Source organism: Candidatus Coatesbacteria bacterium, assembly GCA_014728225.1.
Classification (GTDB): domain Bacteria; phylum RBG-13-66-14; class RBG-13-66-14; order RBG-13-66-14; family RBG-13-66-14; genus WJLX01.
The window spans coordinates 1-19,969 of sequence record WJLX01000043.1 but is presented as its reverse complement, the minus strand read 5'-3'; the positions used below and the strand labels follow the sequence as shown (position 1 = coordinate 19,969).

Below are 19,969 nucleotides of genomic sequence, written 5' to 3'. Positions count from 1 at the left end.
TTTCCCGTCAGTCTTCACCCACTCCAACCGTTTGACAGGGGAGGTCTACCTTGGCCGAGATGCGCGTGGGAATCCTGACCGGCGGCGGCGACGCCCCGGGACTCAACGCCGTTATCCGCGCCGCGGTGCGTCGCGGAGTCACCGTTTACGATTACGACTTCGTCGGCCTGCGCATGGGCTGGCAGGGACTCATCGAGGCCGACGCCGTCCCCCTCGGCCTGCCCGAGGTCGAGGAGATTCTGGGCCGGGGCGGCACCATCCTGGGCTCCAGCCGGACCAATCCCTTCGGCGATAACGCCGAGGTCGAGGTGCCCCAATGCGAGAAGAGCTTCAAGCAGCTCGAGCTGGACGCCCTGATCGCCGTCGGCGGCGATGACACCCTGGGCGTGGCGCGGCAATTCTCCGACCGCGGTCTGCCGATGGTCGGCGTGCCCAAGACCATCGACAACGACCTCTCGGCCACCGATTACACCTTCGGTTTCTGGACGGCGGTCGAGCGGGTGATGGAGAGCGTCGACAACCTGCGGACGACGGCGCGCAGCCACGAGCGGATCTTCGTCGTCGAGGCCATGGGGCGTCACGCCGGTTGGATCGCGGCCTACGGCGGGATGGCCGGCGCCGCCGACTACATCTTCACCCCTGAGCAATCCTTCAAGGTCGACGACCTGGTCTGGAGCCTCAAGCGCCGCTGGGAGTCTGGACTGCACTACGCCGTGGTCGTAGTGGCCGAAGGCGCCGTCTGGGAGGGTCGCGAGGTCTACCAGGAGGACATGCCCAGGGACGAGTTCGGTCACGTTTATCTGGGCGGCATCGGCCTAGAGCTTTCCAAGGCTTTGGCCAAGGAGCTGGCGCCGCAGTTCGGCCGCAAGACCAACGATCTGACCCGCCACGTCGTTCTCGGTCACCTGCAGCGCGGCGGCAGCCCCTGCGCCTACGATCGTATCCTGGGCACCCGTTACGGCGCCGCCGCCGTCGACCTGATCGCCACCAAACGCTTCGGCTACATGACGGCGCTCCAGGGTCGCAGCATCGTCCCCGTCGAGATCAACGACGCCGTCAGCGAGACCAAGATGGTCGAGCAGGACTTCCTCGACATGGCCCGCAACTTCTACTACTAGGCTCATCTCCTTACGTCGGGGGGCTGTTCAGGACCCCTTCGCCTATGCCGATCACCAATACCGACATCGACGACGTCCTGCGCCGGGTGGCCGCCGACATCGTCGACGTCCGGGCCCTGACCGTCGACCAGGAGGGACGCTGGCAGGGGCCCCCGCCCACCGATCCCGCCGCCTACCACCCCGAGCCGGACCACACCGACGACCAGGCTCCCTTCCGCGTATTGGTCAGTTGTCTGATCAGCCTGCGCACCAAGGACGAGGTCACCGGTCCGGCGACGGAGCGCCTGTTCAAGCTGGCCGACACCCCGATCGGGATGGCCGAACTACCCGCTGAGACCATCGCCCGGACCATCTACCCCGCCGGTTTCTACAATCAGAAGGGCGAGACCATCCGCCGGGTCAGCCGCCGTCTGGTCGAGGAATACGACGGCCGCGTCCCCGACACCGTCGACGAGTTGACCAGGCTCAAGGGCGTCGGCCGCAAGACCGCCAACCTCGTGGTCACCGTCGGCCACGGCAAGCCCGGCATCTGCGTCGATACCCACGTCCACCGCATCGTCAACCGCTGGGGTTACGTCGCGACGAAGAGCCCGGACCAGACCGAGCGCGAGCTGAGAAAAGAGTTGCCCCGGGAGTGGTGGATCCCCATCAACTCGATGTTGGTGGTCTTCGGCCGCGAGCGCTGTCAGCCCGTCTCGCCCCACTGCTCGGACTGCCCTCTGCTGGACGATTGCCCCCGGCTGGGCGTCGAGCACAGCCGCTGACGTATTGGTCGGTCGACTGATCAAGAACGGCGCCCGTCGCGAAGACGGGCGCTCGATCATACTTCATCGGATCCTGCTGACGGGGCCGCGTCGCCCGGCGAAGCTGATCCGGGCGGCTGACGGGGGTCAACGGCGACTCAACGCAGGCCCTCCTGGCGGGCGACGAGGTCGGCGTAGAGTCCGCCGGCTGCCAGCAGCGCGCTGTGGGTGCCGCGCTCGACGATCCGGCCCTCGTCGAGGACCAGCAGTTGGTCGGCCCCGGCGACCGTCGACAGGCGGTGGGCGATCACCAGGGTGGTGCGGCCGCGCATCAAGCGTTCCAGGGCGGCCTGGACGGCGGCCTCGCTTTCGGCGTCCAGCGAGCTGGTGGCCTCGTCAAGGATCAGGATCCGCGGGTCGGCCAGCATGGCCCGGGCCACCGACATCCGCTGACGCTCGCCGCCGGAGAGGGTGACGCCGAACTCGCCCAGGCGCTCGTCGAGCCCGGCGGCGCAGCGGTCGATGCGCCCGGTCAGGCCGACGGCCTCCAGGGCGGTCCAGAGTTCGTCGTCGGTCGCCCCGGGGGCGCCGTAGCGCAGGTTCTCGGCCACGCTAACGCCGAAGAGGATCGGCTCCTGGGGTACGACGGCGACGAGGCCGCGCAGTTCGTTCAGCGGCCAGTCGCGGGCGTCGAGGCCGTCGACGAGGACCCGGCCGTCGCGGGGGTCGTAGAGCCGGGGCACCAGGCGCACCAGGGTGCTCTTGCCGGCGCCGGATGGTCCGACGATCGCGGTGACCGAGTCCGGCGGGGCGCTGAAGGAGACGCCGCGCAGCACATCGCGTTCGCCGTAGCCGAAGCTGACGTCGTCGAACTCCACGGCGCCGCGGACCTGCTCCGGACGCCGGGGGGCGGCGGGCTCGACGACGGCGGGCACGGTGTCCAAAACCTCGTAGATGCGTTCCAGGGAGGCGCCGATACGCTTGAGGTTGTTGTTGGCCTGGCCGAGGGCGCGCAGGGGTTGCAGCAGCAGGGCGACGAGGCCGATGAACTCGATCAGCTTCCCCGTGGAGATCGTTCCGGCGTCGACGAGGAAGACGCCGTAGACCACGACGCCGATGATCCCGGCCACCCCGAGGGCCTCGATGGCGGGTTGGGTGGCGGCCTGGACCCGGGCGCGCTTGAGTTCGGCGCGACGGACGGCCTCGACGCGCCCGCCGTAGCCCCGGCGTTCGTGGTCCTCGGCGCCGAAGGCCCGCACCACGCGCATCGAGCTGATGGTCTGTCGCAGGCGACCCAACAACGAGCTCTCCTCGTCGCGCACCCGGTGGCTGTAGCGCCGCACCCGGCGGCCGAGGACGTTGAGCAGCAGGGCCAGAGGCGGCAGCACGGCCAGGGTCACCAGGCTGAGCTGCCAGTGACGCACGAAGATCAGGCTCAGCAGGACCAGGCAGCGCGAAACGGCGCTGATGAGCTCCTTGACTGAATTGGCGGATTGAGAGAGGGTGTTGACGTCGCTGACCAGGCGGTCTAAGGGCCGGCTGACGCCCTCGCGGACGTGGTAGCCCATATCGAGGGTCAGCAGGTGCTTCCACAGGCGACCGCGCAGGTTGTAGGCCGTCTTCTGCCCGATGTACTGGACGGCGAAGCCGCCGCCGAAGACGAAAACGGCGTTGAGCAGCAAAGCCAGGCCCAGGGCGACGGGGATCAGCCAGAGGGCCGTCGCCGCCGGATCGGAAAAGCCCAGCCCGGCGAGAAAGGCGTCCAGCCCGGCGACGGGGCCTTCGAGACGGTCGACGAACAGGCCGCCCAGCCAGGGGACGGCGCCCTCGAAAGCCGAGGCGGTCAGGTTGGCCAGCATCCCGCCGGCCAGGACCAGCCAGTGGCCCTTGAGCTGCTCGACGAAGCGCCCGAGAGACCGTCTACGGGGGTTGCCGCTCACGACGGCCTCCCGAGGAGTTCGAGGACGGCGGCCGCGGCGCGTCGGGCCGCTCCGGGACCGCCCAGGCGGCGGCGGACCTCCAGGCCCGCGGACCGCTGCGCGGCGCGCAGCCCGGGACTCGCCAGCAGCTCGTCGGCCGTCCCGGCCAGGTTGGCCGGCGTCAGCCGTTCCTGCAACAGCTCGGGAACGATCGTCCGTTCGGCGACGAGGTTGGGCAGCCCGACCCAGGGCAGGCGGATGAAGGCCCGGGCGAACAGGGCCGTCAGCGTGTTGACCCGGTAGACGAGAACCTGGGGCACGCCGAGGCAGGCGACCTCCAGGCTGGCCGTGCCCGAGGAGACCAGGGCCAGACCGCAGGCGGCGATTTCCTCATGGAAGCCGCCGTCCACGGCTTCGAGGGGGGAACCCGGGGGCAGGGCGGCCAGGACCTCCCGGGTCGACCGACGAATGTCCTCCGCGGCGGAGGGGACGACGAAGCGCAATCCGGGGCGTCGACGCCGCAACAGCCGCGCCGCGGCGTCCAGCACGGGCAGCAGGCCGCACAGCTCGTTGGTTCGGCTGCCGGGCAGGACGGCGACCCGCCGCGGATCGCCCGGCGGAGCGGGCGCGGGCAGGTAATCCAGGATCGGGTTGCCGACGTAGCGGGCCGCAACGCCGTAGTGCCGCCACAAAGGCGCCTCGAAGGGGAAGATGGTCAGCATCAGCGAGCATCGGCGGGCGATACCCGCCGCCCGCCAGGCCCCCCAGACCCAGACCTTGGGGCAGATGTAGTAGACTACGGGAACGCCGCGCCGGGCGGCCCGGGCGGCCAGACGTTTATTGAAGCCGCTGAAGTCGACGCAGATCACGGCGTCGACGGAGTCCAGCTCGGCTTCGAGGGTCCCGAGGGCCCGGCGGACCTCGCCCAGCCGCCGGACGGCCTCGGCGAAGCCGATCAGGGCCAGCTCGCCATACTCCAGGGTCAACTCGGCCCCGGCGTCCCGCAGGCGCTCGCCGCCCAGCCCCACGGCGCTCAAGCTCGGCCGTCGGGCACGCAGCTCGCGCAGCAGGGCGGCGGCGTGCAGATCCCCCGAGGCCTCACCGGCGCTCAACAACACCTTCGACGCGTTGACCATGCGGCGATGATACCCCAGCCCCGCGCGCCCGGTCAAAGGTCGCCGGACGCCGCCGTCCGGGAACCCCCGGCCGCCGCCGGACGTTTACTTATCTCAGGTGAGCCATGCCCAATATCATCCGACCCGAGGAACGCCCCCCCTACCCCTGGACCATCGCCCGCAGCGTGCTGCGCGCGGTGGGTTGTCTGGCGCTGGCCGGCGCCGTGCTGCAGGCCGTCGGCCTGAGCGTCCACCCCCCGCTGGCCTGGTTCGACCGCCCCCCCCTGCCCGCCGTGGGCTTCTGGCGCATCCTCTACTGGCTGTTGACGGCGGGCATGGCCGTTACGGGTGTCGGCCTGGTCGCCCTGCGCCCCTGGGGACGCTGGGCCGCCCTCGGCACCGGGGCCCTGGTCGTCGTCGCCGCCATCTACTCCCTGATCGTCAACGCCCTGGCCCGGGAAACGGACTGGACTTGGGCCGCCGCCGCCATCGGCGGCATCCTGCTGGTCTACGCGATGAGCTATCCCTTCGCCCCGGCCTTCGCGCCACGACCGCCCGACGATGAACCCGGCTCCGACCCCGAGAACCCCGACAGCCGTTGACGGGGCCCCGTCTCAGGTTCTATACTCCCCCCAGGCTGACCATCAGTGGTATAGAGGCAATACTCAAGGGGGAGACTGCGTGTCCAAGGCAGACGATCGCATCCAGGCCGCCCGCCGCTTGATCGACCGCGGCCAGTACGTCGAGGCTCTCAACGAGCTGCGCATGGCCGTGGGCGAAGGCTTGACCTATCCCGACGTTTACAACCTGATCGGGATGTGCCACTCCCTGCGCGGGGAGTACGAGAGCGCCGCCGGGTACTACCGCAAGGCCCTGGAGCTCAACCCGGCCTACGAGGAAGCCCGGCTGAATCTGTTGATCACCCTGAGCGACCTGGGACGCTACGACGAGGTGGAGGGGGAACGGGAGAAGCTCTTCGAGCCCCTGACCGACGGACCCGAGCTGCAACCCGGTCTGGCTTCGCGCCTGGCCAACTCTTACCTCGAACTGGCCCGCCTGGAGATGCAGGCCGGTCGCAGCGCCGCCGCCGAGCGGCTCATCGACGCCGCCCTGGAGCTGGCGCCCAACTACCCCGATCTGCACACCTTCCGCGGCTCCCTGCTGCGCCACACCGGCAGGCACCGCGAAGCCCGCGAGTCCCTGGAGCGAGCCCTGGAGATCAACCCCCGCTACGGCCGCGGCCATCTCGAGCTGGGCATCGTCCTCTTCGGCGAGGGTGAACACCAGGCGGCGCGGGAGCACCTGCAGAGCGCCAAGCTCCTCGACGAGGAGATCGGCCGCACCGTCGACCTCTACCTGGCCTACATCAACAACCACCTCAAGGACTAGCCTTGGCGAGAAACCATCCAGCATTCCCCCTCCTGCTCGGCGCCCTGGCGCTGACGGCGCTGTTGACGGGCTGCGGCGTCGAGCTGCCCGACCTGTTCAGCCTGACCGCCCAGGAATGGTTCGAGATGGGTCAGCGCTACTTCGACGAAGAGGATTACGAAACGGCGCGGATCTGCTTCGAGAACGCCACCGTCTATCCGGAGAACGTCACCTACGCCGACGACGCCCAGTACTACCTGGCGCTGTCCTACTTCCGTGACGAGCTGTACCTCGACGCCCAGGCCATCTTCGAGGACCTGGCCACCAGCTTCCCCAACTCCCCCTACACCGACGACGCCCGTTACCTGATCGGCCGCTGCTACCTGGAGCGCTCTCCGGGCTTCCAGCGCGACACCTCGATGCTGGACCAGGCTCTGGGCGAGTTCCGCCGCACCCTCAAGCTGTTCCCGGGCTCCGAACTCACCCCGGAGGTCGAGGCCGCCATCGCCGAGGTCCTCGACATCCAGTCACGCAAGCTGGCCTACACCACCTACATCTACCGGCGAATGGGCGAGCCCGTCCCGGTGATCTACTACGCCGACCTGCTGCTGGAGCGCTTCCCCGACAGCAGCTACCTGCCCGAGGTCCTCTGGCGCCGCGGCGAGGCCCTGCGGGAGCTGGAACGCCCCGCCGAGGCCCGCGACAGTTTCCAGCGCATCCTCGACGAACACCCCGACAACCCCTACGCCGAGGACGCCCGCGACAGCCTGAACGAGCTGGGCTACGCCGGCGAAGACGACGTCGACGAGGCCTGACCCCGCCCTCCTGCGGACTCACGGCGCGCCCCCCGGGGCGCGCTCTTCTTCCGGCGCCGACGCCGCCCGACCGCCGGCGAACTTGAAACGCCGGCGCTGGACGGCGACCCAAGGTCTCCTCCGGGTCCCCTCCCCGACGCCCCCCAATGTTATTTAGCTCGATTTGTATTATAATGGCCGCCCACCGTCGGCGTAAGATGCGCGGGTTACACGAGCCCAGCAAGCAACGGCCCGTGATCGGCACACCGACAGCGAAGCAGCAGGGAACGACGGAGAACCGAAGCGGAGGTTGCGGCGCTCGATGTCTGGTGAGACGGCAATCTTCGGCGGCACCTTCGATCCCATCCACTACGGTCACCTGTTACTCGCCGAGACGGCCCGGGATCAGTTGGAGCTGGGGCGGATTATCTTCGTCCCGGCGGCCCGGGGTCCCCACCGCGATCGATCTCCCCGGGCCTCGGCGGCCGACCGGCTGGCGATGCTCGAGCTGGCCCTGGCCGATAATCCGGCCTTCGCGCTGACCGAACTCGAGCTGCGTCGCGGCGGGTTGTCCTACACCATCGAAACTGTCGAGCGCCTGGGGCTGGAACAACCCTGGCTCCTCGTCGGCGCCGACAACCTCGTCGAACTGGAGGATTGGCACCGCATCGGCGAGCTGGTCCGCCTGGTGCGCTTCGCCTACGTGCCCCGCCCCGGGGTGACGATCGACGAGGGCGTGCTACCGCCGGGAACCCGGACCCGGGCCCTCGAGATGCCGCCCTTCGGCGTTTCCAGCACCCTGTTGCGCAAACACGTCGTGGCGGGGCGTTCACTACGTTACTTGACCCCGGACCCTGTAATTGGCTATATTGCCGAGAGCAGGTTGTATCGTCGCGGCTAAAGCTTGTGATATTTATCACTTAGAGCGCTTTGTCCCTTCGCGACCGCCTACCTGTTCCACCGTCTGCACGTCAGCCGCCCTTCTCGCACCGGCCCCGCTGGGAGACCCCCGACCCATGTCCACCCGGGTAATGATCGTCGACGACGACCCCGATATCCGCACCATCGTGCGGGTCCTTTTCGAGCAGGACAACTACGAGGTCGCCACCGCCGCCGACGGTGAGGAGGCCCTCGCGCTCGTCGGCGACTTCCAGCCCGAACTGATCATCCTCGACGTGATGATGCCGGGCATCGACGGCTACCAGGTCTGCGAAGAGCTCAAGAAGAGCTTCGAGACCGCCCACATCCCGATCATCCTGCTGACGGCCAAGCAGGACATCATGGACCTGGAGAAGGGTGTCAAGCACAGCATCGACGATTACGTGGCCAAGCCCTTCTCGCACCGGGAGCTGCTGGCCCGGGCCAAGATGGTCCTGGCCCGCACCCGCTACCAGATGGGCTGCAACCCCCTGACCGGCCTGCCCGGCAACCTGGAGATCGAACACCGCATCAAGGAGCTGGTGCGCACCGGCGACGCTTTTTCGCTCTACTACCTGGACATCGACGGCTTCAAGGCCTTCAACGACTACTACGGCTACGCCCGGGGCGACCTGATCATCAAGCTGGCCGCCAACTGCCTGGTGCGGGCCACCCGGGAGCTCGGCGAACCCGGCGACTTCGTCGGCCACGTCGGCGGCGACGACTTCATCGTCATCGTCACGCGCCACTCCGACGACGAGCTGGCCGAGCACATCATCGAACTCTTCGAGGCGGAGCAGTGCCAATACTACGACGATGACGATCTGGAGCGCGGCTATTTCGAGATCAAGGACCGCACGGGACACCTGCGCCGCTTCCCGATCAAGCTGACCCTGACCGTCGTCGTCGTCACCAACGAGCGGCGCAGCTTCGAGACCTTTGCCGAGATCGCCGGGGTCCAGGGCGAGCTGAAGAAATTCGGCAAGGGCAAACCGGGCAGCGTGATCGTCCACGAGCGACGCTCCGACGACGATCTCGACGACGCCGGCGCCACGCCCGAAATCCGGGGACGGGGAGCCGCCGACGGCGACGAAGCTTAGAGCAAACACATCTCATCACCCCTCGAATGCTTGCCGAAAGGGATTTGAGCTTGTATTATTGACCTTGGCGCTGGAGAAATGGGGGTATCGGAACCGTGGCCGGTTCCCCATCTCGGCAACGGCGCCGCAGGAGAAACGGCGACGCAATGAAAGTCTTGATCGTCGACGACGAAGATCACATTCTCGAGACCCTTTCCCTGGCGTTCAAGCGTCTGGGCCATCAGGCCGTCACCCTATCGGACCCGCTCAAGGTCATCCCCGTGGTCCGGAATCAGAAACCGGACATCGTCATGCTGGACATCATGATGCCCGGCGCCGACGGCTTCGCCACCTACCACACCCTGGCCGAGGACCCGGAACTGGCCGCCCTGCCCGTGGTCATTCTCACCGCCCTCGACGACAAGCTGACCACCCGCATCAGCCGCGAGATCGGCGCCGAGATGATCATGCACAAACCCTTCGACCCGCTAGAAGTGGCCCGCAAGGTGGAAGAGGTCCATCGCCGTCGGTCGTCGCAGGGTGCTGACTGAACCGTTTTCCGGGAAAAGCGCGGTTTCTTCCCTCGGCTACCCCTCCCGGCAACCCGTTTGCGCTGAGCGACAAGCCTGCCAACCGTGAGTAAAACACCCAGGAGCTGCCTTGGCCTCTGAGGTTATCAGCATCCTGTCCCTGGTTGTTTTTATTTTTTGCGTCCTCGGTCCCCTGCTGATGGTCGGCGGCCGGCGGTTGATCCCCCTGCCCCTCCAGACGCTGCTGGTCCTGGGGGCGCTGGTGAATATCCTGCTGGCGGCCCTAGGCAAATGGCTGGACGGAGGCAACCTGTCCGAGCTGCTCAGCCTGCCTTCGGCGGTGGGCTCCAACGTGATCCTGCTGCCGATCATGGCCATGGCCGGCGGCTTTTTGATCGCCGGCGCCCTGGAGGGCTCCGGCGGTTTCGCCGCCCTGCGGGTGGTCATCAACAAGATGCGCGGCACCCCGCTGGGGATGGCGGGCACCCTGGTCTTCATCGCCCAGTTCGCCACCATCTTCGCCATGCCCTGCGGGCGCATCCAGGCGGCGGCCCTGCTGCCGGTGATCATCACCCTGGGGCCCGAGGGCACCCGGTTGATCACCAAGAAGCAGATGGTGGTCCTGGTGACGGCCCTGGCGGTCAACGCCGCGGCCAGTTGCGGACCCAGCCAGATCGGCGGCATCGGCCAGATCGGCGAGGGCTTCCTCCAGGAGCTGGGCCTGCTGACCAACGCCCAGGAATTCGGCATCATGATCGGCACCGCCTTCACGGCGCTGTTCATCAGCCTGTTCATCACCCGCTTCGACATGGACGAGAAGATCCGCCTGAGCGCGGGCCCCTCCAAGCTCGCCGCGGAAGGCTCGCCATCCCCGAAGTCCGTCGGCGCCGCCACGGCCGACGACGCCGTCGTCGCCGAGGAACCCGCCCAGCCGACGCCCGAGGAAGAGAAGGCCATCGCCGAGAAGTTCAAGGCCCCCCTCGTCGGCTACATCTCCCTGGGCATCTTCCTGCTGGCCCTGATCGGCGCCGTCTTCAACCTCTTCGGCAAGACGCCGATCACCACCACCCTGCTGGTGGCCACGGTGCTGATCATGGTCATCGCCCGGCTGTCGATCCGCCAGGTGATCGCCGGGATCATCCTCCACCCGATAACGGCCCTGGTGGCCGGTTTTCTGATGGCCGGCTCCCTGGCCGTCTCCGGCGGCTTCGAGGCCCTCAGCGACCTGCTGCGCTGGCTGGCCGAGTTCAAGATCCTCGGTATCGGCCTGGGCGTGGCGGGGATGATCGCCCTGTTCGTCCAGCTCGAGACCATCCTGCCCATGCCCTGCGGGCGGATCCTGGCGGCGGCCCTGCTGCCCGTCGTCGTCGCCATGGGACCCAAGTCGGGCTGGATGCCCGGCGCCTCCGGCCTGCTCTCCGGTGATCAGTTGGCCTGCGTGCTGGCCGCCTTCATCGTCAACGCCGCGGCCAGTTGCGGACCCAGTCCCATCGGGGGCATCGGCACCATCTCCGAGGGGATGGTGCGCTCCGAGATCGGCTACCTGCGCAACGCCCAGAGCTTCGGCATCCTCGTCGGCATGACCCCCCTGGCGGCCCTGACGATGCGCTTCCTCGTCCTGAGCCACAACCCCTTCACCCTCTCCAACCTGGCGATCTACTTCGGCCTGCTGGCCGTGGTCTTCCTGTTCAGTTTCGGGGTGGTCAAGCTGATCAACCCCAACACCTTCAAGAAGCGCCGCACTCCGACCCAGGAGCGCGAGCAGAACACCGCCACCTGGATCACCTTCCTGCTGGGCGGCGCCGTCGCCGGCGTACTGATGAGCATCGCCCTGTTCTATCCCGATCCCAGCGGCTTCTTCGCCATCGCCGGCACGGCCCCCTTCCTGACCACCCTGGCCCAGGGAGCCGTCGGCGGAGCGATCGCCGGGGCCCTGCTCCTGGCGACCTAGGGAGGCGACGATGACCGAGCTGACCAAATGGCTGGCCTTTCTCTTCGGCGGCGCCGTCTCCGGGGCCATCATCGCCTACGCGATGGATTTCCGCACCCGCAAGGCCATCCTCCAGGGCGCCCTGGGCGGGGTGATCGTCGCCGTCCTCTACCTGCTGACCTAGAACCCCCGAGCAAACCATGGCCGACAAGAACAAACAGTCGGGTCAAGACAAGGAGCAGCTGGTCTACGACCGGCCGCGGGAGGAGATCGAGGTCCTGCCCGGCGTCCGGCGCTACCAGTTCATCTCCAAGAGTCAGCACCGGATGCTGACCAAGCACCTCAACCGCATCGCCATGGTGATCATCGCCCTGGCGCTTACCTTCGTCATCTTCAAAGCCGTCTTCATCGGTACGGGCTACTCCGTCTACTGCCTGGAGGACCGCAGTTGCATGCGCGTCCTCTCCCAGCCCGAGGGCGAGAACTGCCCCGAGTTCATCTACCCCGTCGAGATGGTCGTGGCCAGCCGGACCGCCGACTATGAGCGCTTCATCCGCCAGGGCGGCCTGCGCTGCATCCAGTGCGGCAACTGCACCAAGTGGTGCATCCTGGAGATCAACATCCCGGAGATCGCCGCCCGGATGCAGGAATTGACCCTGGAGGCCCTGGCCGACGGCAAGGTCTCACCCGAGCTGGTCCTCGAGCAGGGCTTCATCGATCCCCAGACCCGGGAACCGCTGACCGTCGAGGCCGCCCGGGCGCGCTACGCCCGCGAAGGCTACGAGAAGGTCGCCCGCCTGTACGACGAAATGCTGGCCATCATCGAGAGCCGGGCCGGCGAGGAGGTCCAGGTTGCCGACCGCTGAGGCGACAGTCGAGCGCCCCCGTAACCGCGGCGAGGGCTACCTGGCGGCCAAGCTGCTACCGCGGCGCTCCTGGCGCATCGCTTTGGCGACGATCGTGGTGGCCGTCTTCTTCCCCCCGGCGCGCCTGCTGCTGGTGCTGATCCTGGGCTTCAGTTTCCTCTTCCTCGGTCCGGGTCGACGCTGGGCCAAGAAGAACCGCCTGGTGCTGGTCGCCCTGGTGCTGAGCGTCCCCGCCGTACTGACCGGCGCTTTCTACCTGCTCGAACAAGCCGAGCGCATCGACTTCGAGGCCCTGCAGCCCGGCACCTACGTCGGCAACGGAGTGGGCAAGAACGCCGTCGACCCCCTCGAAGTGACCGCCGAGGTCTCCAGCGGCGGGATCGTCGAACTCGCCGTCACCGCCGAAAGCGAATCCCAGGGCCGGCCCGCCGTCGACGAGGCCCTCGAACAACTGCCCGAACGGATCGCCGCCGCCCGGACCCTCGACGTCGACGCCGTCTCCGGGGCCACCTACACCTCCGACGGCGTCAAGGCCGCCGCCTACGAGGCCCTGCAACAGGCCGGCGGCGCCGGCGAGCAGCCCTTCTACGTCGAGGCGCTCCAGTGGCTGACCTACGGCGAGTTCAGCCGCGAGATGATCTTCCAGCTCTGCATCATCTACGGCATCATCTTCCTCCTCGACTTCATGATCTCCGGCGTCGTCGTCCGCGACACCGGCGAGAGCCTCAACTGCTACAACTGCCAGGCCTGCGTCGGCGTCTGTCCCGTCGGCCGCGTCGAGGACGACGTCCCCCTGCCGATGACCATGGTGCTCGAGACCCGGCTGGGCAACTACGAGCGCGTCGAGGAGCTGGCCAAGTACTGCGTGGGTTGCGCCCGTTGCGCCGCCCGCTGCCCCAACGGCATCAGCGCCCTCTCCGCCGCCGGCAAGGCCATCGCCGCCAAGCGCAGCCTGTTCGAGGTCTAATATACACAGCACCTGGGAGATGTTGATAACCCGCCGAATGGCGGGTTTAAAATATAGTATACGACTGGTGGCAATTAATGTAATTTACGCAGATACATAGTATATTACCAAATAGATAACATAAATAGAGCCCAAAAGACATATAAAAAAATACAATTAATAAAAACTTGACTTATTCTAAGTTTTATGCTATAGTATAATACGTAATCAGTCGGATTAACCGGCTCAGAAATTACTAAGGAGGTGACATATGTACCTAGTAGCGAATTTACTAATGGTAACTCCTTGCATACTCAGTGCTAATGTATTATTCATTATACTTGCTGGAGTAGGGTTTCTACTGTTTTCTATGTATGCTAAAGACGAGTAGTCATCGTTTCTTTCCCGAGCCTCGACAGAGACGGGAAGCGTATCGATAACGTATAGTCGAGGGCCCGGCGCGGGTTGTTGCGCCGGGTTCGCCCGCTGGCGAACCCGGCCCCGCAACAACCGTGACGGGCCGGGGAGCATCCGGCGCCGCCGGTCATCCGGCGGGAAGCGGCCCGGCGACCAACCAGGCGCCGCCGGTCATCGGCGGGAAGCGGCCCGGCGACCAACCAGGCGCCGCCCGTCATCGGCGGGAAGCAGCCCGGCGACCAACCAGGCGCCGCCGGTCATCGGCGGGAAGCAGCCCGGCGACCAACCAGGCGCCGCCGGTCATCGGCGGGAAGCAGCCCGGCGACCAACCAGGCGCCGCCGGTCATCGGCGGGAAGCGGCCCGGCGACCAACCCGGCGCCGCCGCCGTCACGGTTCTTGCAGACCGCCCCCACCCGTTCGGCCAATCGCGGCCGAACACCCGTTCGGCAGACCGGGAGCGGATTGACGGACGGGCAAGAACCGCGCCGGCGGCTCACCGGTCCGCCGACGAGTCCGCTCGAAGCCCCCGCCGCCCTCCCGCGGTGTTTCTGCTATAATCGTGTGGAACTAAAGGAGATTGACCCCGGACGACGGCATGAGCGACGAACACAACGAACAACCGAACGCACCCGAGAGCGCGATCGGCGACGAACCGGCCGCGGAAGAAGCCGCGGATAATCCGGCGGAGGATCCGTTGCAGCTCAAGCTGCGCCGCCTGCCCCACGAGCCCGGCGTCTACCGCTTCCTGGGCAAGGGCAACCGCGTGCTCTACGTCGGCAAAGCCGACGACCTGGCCAACCGTGTACGCTCCTACTTCCAAGCCGGGGCGACCCTCGAGCCGCACACCCGCTCGATGGTGCGCCGGGTCGAGGACTTCACCGTCACGGTGACGGCCAACCCGGTCGAGGCGCTGCTGCTGGAGAGCTCGCTGATCAAGCTCCACAAGCCGCGCTACAACATCAACCTCAAGGACGACAAGCGCTACCCCTTCATCCGCTTGACCACGGAGGACGTGTTTCCGCGGATCATGGTCACCCGGGACACCTCGCAGCGGGCCTCGACCTACTTCGGTCCCTTCTCCAACGCCAAGGCCACCCGTTCGACGCTCAAGACCCTGCAGCGCCTGTTCGGTCTGCGGGTCTGCAAGCGGGAGATCCACGTCTGGCGGGAGCAGGGCGGGAAGCAGCCGATGCCCGACTGGCGCCCCTGCCTGCTGCACGGCCTGGAGCGCTGCAGCGCGCCCTGCGTCGGCGCGGTCTCCAAGCGCGAGTACGCCTCCTACGTCCGGGCGGCGACGGATTTCCTCCAGGGCCGCCGCGGCGAGGTCGCCGAGCGGCTGAAGCGGGAGATGGGCGAGGCCAGTCAGCGACGGGAGTACGAACGCGCCGCCAAGTACCGCGACGCCCTGCGGGCCGTCGAGCAGGTGATGACCAAGCAGCGCGCCGTCAGCACCAGGGCCGAGGACCTGGACATCCTCGGTCTGGCCCGGCGGCGCGGTGAAAGCGTCGTCGAGCTGCTCAAGATCCGCCAGGGCTACCTGCTGGGCGATGACGCCTTCCCCCTGACGGCCCACCCTGCGGAGAGCGACGCCGCCGTGCTGGCCGCCTTCCTCTCCAGTTACTACACCGGCGCCGACTGGATCCCCCAGCGAATCATCCTGCCGACGGAACCCGCCGACGCCGACGACCTGACCAAGCTGATCACCCGGTTGCGCAACGAGATCGGTGAGGCCCCGGCCACTCGGGCCCTACTGCGGGCCTCGCCCTCGACGGAACCCACCCGACGCACCCGGGGCGGTCGGGTCCGCTTGATCGTACCCCAGCGCGGTCGGCTGCGCGAACTGCAACAATCGGCGCAGCGCAACGCCCGGCGCAACCTCGAGCAGTTGCTGATCGACCAACTGGCCAAGCGGGGCCAGGCCGAAGCCGCCGTCCAGCTCGCCGAGCGCCTGGGCCTCGACGGCGTACCCCTGGTCATCGAGGGCCTGGACATCTCCAACCTGGGCGCCGACAATCCCGTGGCCAGCCTGGTCCGCTTCCGCGGCGGCCGGCCCTTCAAGGGCGGCTACCGCCACTACAAACTCAAAACGCCGGGGCCCGACGACTACGCCATGCTGGCCGAGGTCACCCGACGCCGCTACCCCAAACTGGCCGACAAGGGTAAACTTCCCGACCTCCTCGTCGTCGACGGCGGCAAGGGCCAGCTCGGCGCCGTGGTTGAAACCCTGGAAGCCGAAGGTCTGGCCGGGCGTTTCGCCGTCATCGGCCTGGCCAAGAAAGAAGAGCTGATCTTCAAGCCCGGCCGCAAGACCCCCGTCAAGCTGCCCCTGGACTCTCCGGCCCTGCAACTGCTCCAGCGGGTCCGCGACGAGGCCCACCGCTTCGGCCTGCGCTTCCACCGTCAACTGCGGCGCGCCGACGGGCTGCAGTCGATCCTCGAACGGGTCCCCGGTATCGGCCCCACCAGGCGCAAGGCCCTGCTGGACACCTTCGGCTCGCTGAAAGGCATCCGCCGGGCCACCGTCGAGGAGCTCAGCGCCGTCAAGGGCGTCAGCGAGAAGCTGGCCCGGGAGCTGCTCAACTACCTCAAGATCCATTACTTCTAGCCGCCCGCGCCGCCGGGAGCCCCCCGGTGCGGCGGCACGGCGTCAGCATCCGCCAAGCCCCCGGAACCGGCACGGTTTTTGCGGAGGCCACACCGCACCGCCGTTGCGACGGGCGCCGAGATGCAAAAACCGTGCCGGTTCCGGGGGCGCAGTGCGGCCGGACCGGGTCGCCGGGACGGATCGGAGGGGCTCCCGGCGGCGCCCTCCGGCCCCGCGGCGACGTGACGAACCGGCCGGAGCCGCCTGGGCGAGCCGCCGACCGGGAAAAACCAATCTGTGATCAAGCTCGCCTGATGGCTGGTGCGGGCGCACCACCGGGTCGCGGGGTTTGCCGAATAAATAGAACCCAGTTCCCAGGTGGGTGCCGTCGGGGCGGTTTTCCCCTGTCGCCGCACCCCAACGGAAAACCGCTGGAAAACACTTATGCAAGACACGAACGGCACATAACGACGAACCGGCCGGTGCCGCTTTGGCGAACCGCCGGCCGGGGAAAAACAAGCTGTTATCAATCTTGAATGAGGGCTGGTGCGGGTGCACCGCCGGGTCGTGGGGTTTGCCGAATAAATAGAACCCAGTTCCCAGGTGGGTGCCGTCGGGGCGGCTTATGCTCGTGGTCGCTGAGGACCGGAGCGCCACTGCCCCATGCCGGGTCCCGTTAATCGAGTGTTGGTTCTTTATTTTGGGCCTTACCCACGGGCCAAGCAGACATCACCCGCATCCATAAGGTTAGCCCAAAAGGACGGAAATGGCAAGGGTAACACCTTATTGCGATAGTCCAACAACGGAGCCGCGTTGAAATCCAGGATGAAACAGCTTCGGCGACTGGCGGCCTGGCTGGTGATCGGCGTCGGCGCGGCGGCGACGGCCGTCGGCGCCCGGGAGTTCATCGTCTGGTTCGGCTCCCTGCTTCACGGCGGCCTGCCACCCTGGGAGTGGGGCGGGCTGGCCTGGTGGCAGGTGCTGTGGCCCCTGGCGGCCGGCGGCCTGCTGGTCGGGCTGATCTCGCGCTACGACTGGGAGCTGATCTCCGGCGCCGGACTCGATGATACCCTGGAGTGCTACCACCGCCGCGGCGGCGCCCAGCGTCCCGCCGACGCCCCGCTCAAGCTGACCGCCAGCCTGATCGGCCTGGGCTCGGGGATTTCCGGCGGCTTGATGGGGCCGTTGACTTACGCCGGGCTGGGCCTCGGCGGCTGGATCGGTCGGGCCCTGCGCCTCGACCCCGAGCGGTTCAAGACGGCCGGCCTGTGCGGGATGGCGGCGGCGCTGACGGCGATCACCGGCGCCCCTCTCGGTTCGGCCCTGTTCACCACCGAGGTGCTGTTCCTGCGCCACCTCGAGTACCGCCGCTTCTTCCCCGTCCTGCTCTCCTCCCTGGCCGCCCACCTGTTGACCCGCTTGACCGGCTTCTATCGCCCCCTGTTCCGCTTCACCCTGGTCGAAGACCTTTCGCCGCGCTGGGAGCTGATCGGCGGCGTCTGGCTCAGCATCGGCGCCGGTCTAGTCGTCGCCGCCCTGTTCTCCCTGTCCATGCGTGCCGTCGCGGGCCTGCACGAGAAGCTCGACACCCCCAAGGTCGTGCGACCCCTGCTGGGTGCTCTGGCCGGCGGGGTCCTGGTGGTCGCCCTGGCGCCGGAGTTGGCCGGGCGGGTCCTCTCCCTCGGCGCCACCGAGATCCAGACCCTCAACGCCGCCGTCCCCGTCCCCCTACTGACCATCCTGATCCTGCTGGGCCTGAAGACGGCCTGCGTCTCCCTGACCGTGGGCAGCGGGGCCAGCGTCGGTCTGCTGGCCCCCGCCGTCTACCTGGGCAGCCTGGTCGGTGCCCTGGCCGCCGACGCCTGCGGTCTGGCCGACCAGCCCCTGTTCATGGCCGCCGGGGTGACCGTCGTCCTGGTCACCTTGACCAACGCCCCCCTGGCCGCCGCGGTGATGATGGTCGAGGTCTTCGGCCCCTCGGTGCTGATCCCCGTCACCTTGGCGGGCCTGATCGGCAACCTGGCCGGCCGCCGCCTGGTGGCCTACCACTCGATCCTCACCTGGCGCGGCAAGGTCGACCTGATTACCAGCCTGCCCGAGGATGAGGCCGACGCTTGACCCTTGCGGGCGTCAACGGCTATTATCGGCGGGATGCTGCGCCGTCTGCTCTACAGCTCCCTGCTCTTCCTCTCCAAGGTCCTCTGCGCCCTGCCGCTGCGGCTGCGGGTCCGCGGACGGGCCTTCGTACCGCCGAGCGGACCGCTGATCGTCGCCCCCACCCACAGCTCCTTCCTCGACCCGATCATCGCCGGGGTGGCCGTCAGGCGGCGGCTGACCTTCATGGCCAAGGCCTTCCTCTTCGAGCCCTTCCTCTTCGGTAGCTTGATCCGCAAGCTGGGGGCCTTTCCCCTGAGTGAGGACGGCGGCGATGTCGGGGCGGTCAGGCTGGCTCTCAAGCTCCTGCGTCGGAACAAAGCCGTGCTGATCTTCCCCGAAGGCACCCGGATCCGTCGCGACGGCTTGGGCCGTCCCGCCCCCGGCGTGGCGATGATCGCCGCCCGCTCCGGCGCACCCGTCCTGCCCCTCTACATCCACGACAGCCACGACGCCCTCGCTCGATTACAACGCGGCCGACTGCCCCGCGTCCGGGCCTACATCGGTCCACCCCTGCGCATCACCCGTCCCGGCGCCGACATCGACCGGCAGCGCTATTACAGGGAACAGAGCGCGCGGGTGATGCGGGCCGTCGCCGCGATGCGCAACTGGCACCTCGTCCACCACGGCGGCGAACCCGAGCCCTACGGAAGCTACGTCGACGACCCCAAGCCCCGGCGTCCCCGCCCCGGCGACCGCTGGAGCATCAACTGACCCGGAGGTTCCCGTGCCCCTGTGGCTCAAAGTCTTCGTCTGGTCCATGCTGCCGATCATCGAGTTGCGCGGCGGCCTGCCCATCGGTCTCAGTCAGGGCCTGCCCTGGAGCGAGGCCTACCTGTTCGCCGTCCTCGGCAACCTGATCCCGGTCATCCCCATCCTGCTGCTGCTCGAGCCCATCAGCAACTGGATGCGCAAGCAGTGGCGCTGGGCCAACCGTTTCTTTACCTGGCTGTTCGAGCGCACCCGTCGCCGCACCGAGAAGACGGTTGAAAAATACGGCACCCTCGGGCTGACGATCTTCGTGATGATCCCCCTGCCCGTCACCGGCGCCTGGACCGGAACCCTGGCCGCCTTTCTCTTCGGCATCCCGGCGCGCAAAGCCCTCCCGGCCATCGTCCTCGGCGTGCTGATCGCCGGCGGGATCGTCACCGCCGTCTACTACGGCGGCGAGGGCCTGATCCGCGCCATCTTCCTCGGCAACTGAATCTTGCATTTTCCCCCCAAACTAGGTACACTTCTCTACCGCGATCGCAACCGCGACCGCCACGCCGCCCTTGCGCGGCGTCCCCCTCCGAACCGCCGTTGATTACGCGCAGTACCGTCGGGGCGTAGCGCAGTCTGGTAGCGCACCTGGTTCGGGACTAGGGGGTCGGAGGTTCAAATCCTCTCGCCCCGACCATCAATACCCACACCGTTGGTAACCGGGAGCAGGTGGGCTGAAAACCTCCCGCTCCGAGCCAGGGGGGAGCTGGCGAGCTAAAAACCTC

18 protein-coding genes and 1 tRNA gene are annotated in these 19,969 nt (G+C 67.6%); 17 read left to right on the top strand and 2 right to left on the bottom strand.

Translation table 11 applies throughout. From position 1 onward, the window contains the following. The first annotated feature begins 59 nt into the window (after positions 1 to 59). Positions 60 to 1,118 (top strand): ATP-dependent 6-phosphofructokinase, encoded by a 1,059-nt coding sequence (locus GF399_03150; protein MBD3399309.1) that lies wholly within the window; start codon positions 60 to 62, stop codon positions 1,116 to 1,118. Positions 1,119 to 1,162: 44 nt separating this feature from the next. Beyond that, positions 1,163 to 1,882: an endonuclease III gene (locus GF399_03145; GenBank protein MBD3399308.1), complete on the top strand. Its 720-nt coding sequence runs from the start codon at positions 1,163 to 1,165 to the stop codon at positions 1,880 to 1,882. A gap of 137 nt (positions 1,883 to 2,019) precedes the next feature. On the opposite strand, the gene GF399_03140 is transcribed toward GF399_03145, so the two are convergent. Together GF399_03140 and lpxB are read right to left on the bottom strand one after the other, a co-directional pair. Further along, positions 2,020 to 3,801 (bottom strand): ATP-binding cassette domain-containing protein, encoded by a 1,782-nt coding sequence (locus tag GF399_03140; protein ID MBD3399307.1) that lies wholly within the window; start codon positions 3,799 to 3,801, stop codon positions 2,020 to 2,022. Beyond that, the gene (lpxB, locus tag GF399_03135; protein MBD3399306.1) at positions 3,798 to 4,916 is read right to left on the bottom strand and encodes a lipid-A-disaccharide synthase; all 1,119 of its coding nucleotides are present in this window, start codon (positions 4,914 to 4,916) and stop codon (positions 3,798 to 3,800) included. The genes GF399_03140 and lpxB overlap by 4 nt, the downstream gene beginning before the upstream one ends. A 104-nt stretch (positions 4,917 to 5,020) precedes the next feature. On the opposite strand from lpxB, the gene GF399_03130 reads away from it, so the two are divergent. The 15 genes from GF399_03130 (at position 5,021) to GF399_03060 (ending at position 19,881) form a co-directional block, all read left to right on the top strand. Continuing rightward, entirely contained in the window at positions 5,021 to 5,497 is a 477-nt protein-coding gene (locus GF399_03130) for a hypothetical protein (protein MBD3399305.1), read from the top strand. Then, positions 5,457 to 6,284: a tetratricopeptide repeat protein gene (locus GF399_03125; GenBank protein ID MBD3399304.1), complete on the top strand. Its 828-nt coding sequence runs from the start codon at positions 5,457 to 5,459 to the stop codon at positions 6,282 to 6,284. The genes GF399_03130 and GF399_03125 overlap by 41 nt, the downstream gene beginning before the upstream one ends. A 2-nt stretch (positions 6,285 to 6,286) precedes the next feature. Further along, positions 6,287 to 7,078 carry an outer membrane protein assembly factor BamD gene (bamD, locus tag GF399_03120; GenBank protein ID MBD3399303.1) on the top strand — a complete coding sequence of 264 codons (792 nt, stop codon included), beginning with the start codon at positions 6,287 to 6,289 and terminating at the stop codon, positions 7,076 to 7,078. 301 nt (positions 7,079 to 7,379) lie between these two features. Next, positions 7,380 to 7,958, top strand: a complete 579-nt coding sequence (gene nadD / locus GF399_03115) for a nicotinate (nicotinamide) nucleotide adenylyltransferase (GenBank protein ID MBD3399302.1) — start codon at positions 7,380 to 7,382, stop codon at positions 7,956 to 7,958. Between the two features lie 115 nt (positions 7,959 to 8,073). Then, on the top strand, positions 8,074 to 9,075 hold the full coding sequence (locus GF399_03110; GenBank protein ID MBD3399301.1) for a response regulator: 1,002 nt from the start codon (positions 8,074 to 8,076) through the stop codon (positions 9,073 to 9,075). A gap of 146 nt (positions 9,076 to 9,221) precedes the next feature. Next, on the top strand, positions 9,222 to 9,605 hold the full coding sequence (locus tag GF399_03105) for a response regulator (protein MBD3399300.1): 384 nt from the start codon (positions 9,222 to 9,224) through the stop codon (positions 9,603 to 9,605). Positions 9,606 to 9,714: 109 nt separating this feature from the next. After that, positions 9,715 to 11,535, top strand: a complete 1,821-nt coding sequence (locus GF399_03100; GenBank protein ID MBD3399299.1) for a hypothetical protein — start codon at positions 9,715 to 9,717, stop codon at positions 11,533 to 11,535. A 10-nt stretch (positions 11,536 to 11,545) separates the two neighbouring features. Further along, on the top strand, positions 11,546 to 11,698 hold the full coding sequence (locus GF399_03095) for a hypothetical protein (protein MBD3399298.1): 153 nt from the start codon (positions 11,546 to 11,548) through the stop codon (positions 11,696 to 11,698). Between the two features lie 16 nt (positions 11,699 to 11,714). Continuing rightward, entirely contained in the window at positions 11,715 to 12,380 is a 666-nt protein-coding gene (locus tag GF399_03090) for a hypothetical protein (protein MBD3399297.1), read from the top strand. Beyond that, positions 12,367 to 13,347 carry an FMN-binding protein gene (locus tag GF399_03085; GenBank protein ID MBD3399296.1) on the top strand — a complete coding sequence of 327 codons (981 nt, stop codon included), beginning with the start codon at positions 12,367 to 12,369 and terminating at the stop codon, positions 13,345 to 13,347. The genes GF399_03090 and GF399_03085 overlap by 14 nt, the downstream gene beginning before the upstream one ends. Before the next feature lie 992 nt (positions 13,348 to 14,339). Further along, positions 14,340 to 16,349, top strand: coding sequence for an excinuclease ABC subunit C (locus GF399_03080; protein MBD3399295.1), 2,010 nt, complete (start codon positions 14,340 to 14,342; stop codon positions 16,347 to 16,349). Positions 16,350 to 17,153: 804 nt separating this feature from the next. Next, positions 17,154 to 18,446: a hypothetical protein gene (locus tag GF399_03075; protein ID MBD3399294.1), complete on the top strand. Its 1,293-nt coding sequence runs from the start codon at positions 17,154 to 17,156 to the stop codon at positions 18,444 to 18,446. A gap of 33 nt (positions 18,447 to 18,479) precedes the next feature. Continuing rightward, a complete protein-coding gene (locus tag GF399_03070) occupies positions 18,480 to 19,196 on the top strand; it encodes a hypothetical protein (protein ID MBD3399293.1) in 717 nt (238 codons plus the stop codon). A gap of 46 nt (positions 19,197 to 19,242) precedes the next feature. Beyond that, positions 19,243 to 19,686: a ligand-binding protein SH3 gene (locus GF399_03065; GenBank protein ID MBD3399292.1), complete on the top strand. Its 444-nt coding sequence runs from the start codon at positions 19,243 to 19,245 to the stop codon at positions 19,684 to 19,686. A 118-nt stretch (positions 19,687 to 19,804) separates the two neighbouring features. After that, positions 19,805 to 19,881 (top strand) — tRNA-Pro (locus tag GF399_03060). Positions 19,882 to 19,969: the final 88 nt, after the last annotated feature.

What these genes read in the sequence shown, in the direction of transcription:
- GF399_03070 (MBD3399293.1), top strand. Translation starts at nt 18,480, where the DNA reads ATGCTGCGCCGTCTGCTCTACAGCTCCCTGCTCTTCCTCTCCAAGGTC.
- GF399_03150 (MBD3399309.1), top strand. Translation starts at nt 60, where the DNA reads ATGCGCGTGGGAATCCTGACCGGCGGCGGCGACGCCCCGGGACTCAAC.
- nadD (MBD3399302.1), top strand. Translation starts at nt 7,380, where the DNA reads ATGTCTGGTGAGACGGCAATCTTCGGCGGCACCTTCGATCCCATCCAC.
- GF399_03130 (MBD3399305.1), top strand. Translation starts at nt 5,021, where the DNA reads ATGCCCAATATCATCCGACCCGAGGAACGCCCCCCCTACCCCTGGACC.
- GF399_03065 (MBD3399292.1), top strand. Translation starts at nt 19,243, where the DNA reads ATGCTGCCGATCATCGAGTTGCGCGGCGGCCTGCCCATCGGTCTCAGT.
- GF399_03110 (MBD3399301.1), top strand. Translation starts at nt 8,074, where the DNA reads ATGTCCACCCGGGTAATGATCGTCGACGACGACCCCGATATCCGCACC.
- GF399_03080 (MBD3399295.1), top strand. Translation starts at nt 14,340, where the DNA reads ATGAGCGACGAACACAACGAACAACCGAACGCACCCGAGAGCGCGATC.
- GF399_03105 (MBD3399300.1), top strand. Translation starts at nt 9,222, where the DNA reads ATGAAAGTCTTGATCGTCGACGACGAAGATCACATTCTCGAGACCCTT.
- lpxB (MBD3399306.1), bottom strand. Translation starts at nt 4,916, where the DNA reads ATGGTCAACGCGTCGAAGGTGTTGTTGAGCGCCGGTGAGGCCTCGGGG.
- GF399_03095 (MBD3399298.1), top strand. Translation starts at nt 11,546, where the DNA reads ATGACCGAGCTGACCAAATGGCTGGCCTTTCTCTTCGGCGGCGCCGTC.
- GF399_03090 (MBD3399297.1), top strand. Translation starts at nt 11,715, where the DNA reads ATGGCCGACAAGAACAAACAGTCGGGTCAAGACAAGGAGCAGCTGGTC.
- GF399_03075 (MBD3399294.1), top strand. Translation starts at nt 17,154, where the DNA reads ATGAAACAGCTTCGGCGACTGGCGGCCTGGCTGGTGATCGGCGTCGGC.
- GF399_03125 (MBD3399304.1), top strand. Translation starts at nt 5,457, where the DNA reads ATGAACCCGGCTCCGACCCCGAGAACCCCGACAGCCGTTGACGGGGCC.
- GF399_03145 (MBD3399308.1), top strand. Translation starts at nt 1,163, where the DNA reads ATGCCGATCACCAATACCGACATCGACGACGTCCTGCGCCGGGTGGCC.